Annotated in this window: 1 protein-coding gene; it reads left to right on the top strand. The window is 60.8% G+C overall.

Features of this window, described 5'->3' with window-relative positions; translation table 11 throughout:
• A partial coding sequence (lpdA, locus tag A2I95_RS39970) for a dihydrolipoyl dehydrogenase (protein WP_291737883.1) occupies window positions 1-1,198 on the top strand: 1,198 nt, incomplete at its 5' end.
• Between the last annotated feature and the right edge of the window lie 11 nt (window positions 1,199-1,209).

Here is a 1,209-nt window from a genome sequence, read left to right as displayed (position 1 = left end):
GGCCAAGGATTTCGGCCTGAAGGCAGAGAACATCGGCTATGATCTGGACGCGGTGGTGAAACGTTCGCGCGGGGTGGCGAAACAGCTGTCCTCCGGCATTGGCCATCTGATGAAGAAGAACAAGATTGCCGTTGTCATGGGCGAGGCGTCCATACCGGCCAAGGGCAAGGTGTCGGTCAAGACCGATAAGGGCACCGAGGAGCTGGCGGCGAAGAACATCGTGCTGGCCACCGGCGCGCGGGCGCGTGAGCTGCCGGGGCTGGAGGCCGACGGCGATCTGGTCTGGACCTATAAGCACGCGCTGGACCCGGTGCGGATGCCGAAGAAGCTGCTGGTCATCGGATCGGGCGCGATCGGCATCGAATTTGCCAGCTTCTACAACACCCTGGGCGCCGATACGACCGTGGTTGAGGTGATGGACCGGGTGCTGCCGGTGGAAGACGCGGAGATTTCCGCCTTTGCCAAGAAAGCCTTTGTCAAACAGGGCATGAAAATCATGGAGAAAGCCATGGTCAAGCAGCTGGACCGCGGTAAAGGGAAAGTGACGGCCCATATCGAGGTTGGCGGCAAGGTTGAGAAACAGGACTTCGATACTGTGATTTCCGCCGTGGGCATCGTTGGCAACGTCGAAGGCTTGGGGCTGGAAGAGCTGGGCGTCAAGGTCGACCGCACCCATGTGGTAACGGACGAGTTCTGCCGCACCGGCGTTGACGGGCTCTATGCCATTGGCGACATCGCCGGCGCGCCTTGGCTGGCGCATAAGGCGTCGCACGAGGGCGTGATGGTGGCAGAGCTGATTGCTGGCAAGCATGCGCACACCGTGAAGCCCGAGAGCATTGCCGGCTGCACCTATTGCCAGCCGCAGGTTGCCTCTGTCGGCTATACCGAAGCGAAGGCCAAGGAACTGGGCTATGACATCAAGGTCGGCCGCTTCCCCTTCATCGGCAATGGCAAGGCGATTGCACTGGGAGAGGCCGAGGGCATGGTGAAAACCGTCTTTGACGCCAAGACCGGCGAGCTGCTGGGCGCCCATATGGTCGGCGCGGAAGTGACCGAGCTGATCCAGGGTTATGTGGTGGGCCGTCAGCTGGAAACCACCGAGGAAGACCTGATGAACACCGTCTTCCCGCATCCGACGCTGTCAGAGATGATGCATGAGAGCGTTCTGGATGCCTATGACCGGGTGATCCACATGTAAGCTTCGCATGC

Source organism: Leisingera sp. F5 (genome assembly GCF_001593695.1).
The sequence above is the reverse complement of the archived record's forward strand: the minus strand, read 5'-3'. Positions and strand labels throughout refer to the sequence as shown.